Source organism: Martinezella calliandrae (assembly GCF_030272695.1).
Classification (GTDB): domain Bacteria; phylum Pseudomonadota; class Alphaproteobacteria; order Rhizobiales; family Rhizobiaceae; genus Rhizobium; species Rhizobium calliandrae.
In genome coordinates this window covers 1-302 of the sequence record NZ_JARFYN010000247.1, presented here as the reverse complement: position 1 = coordinate 302, position 302 = coordinate 1, and the positions used below count along the sequence as shown (strand labels likewise).

At 58.6% G+C, this 302-nt stretch carries 1 protein-coding gene; it reads right to left on the bottom strand.

Annotated features, from left to right (window positions below; all coding sequences use genetic code 11):
• The coding region (locus tag PY650_RS36955) for a peptide-methionine (S)-S-oxide reductase MsrA (RefSeq protein WP_285885068.1) at positions 1–302 on the bottom strand (302 nt) is incomplete at both ends.

The following is a 302-nucleotide window of genomic DNA, read 5'->3' as shown; positions in this document are numbered from 1 at the left end:
ACCTTGCCCGGCCAGAGACCGGAAGCGTCGACATCGGCGATCGTATCCAGAGCGACGCGCTTCTGCTCGTCGCTCGTATAGAAGATCGCCGAGCGATAGCTCGCGCCGATGTCATTGCCCTGGCGGTTGCGCGTGCTCGGATCATGGATCTGGAAGAAGAATTCCAGGAGGTCACGATAGCCGATTTTCTCGGGATCGAAGATGATCTCGATCGCTTCCGCATGGGTGCCATGATTGCGATAAGTCGCATTGCGAACCTCGCCGCCGGTATAGCCGACGCGGGTCGAGATGACGCCGTTATA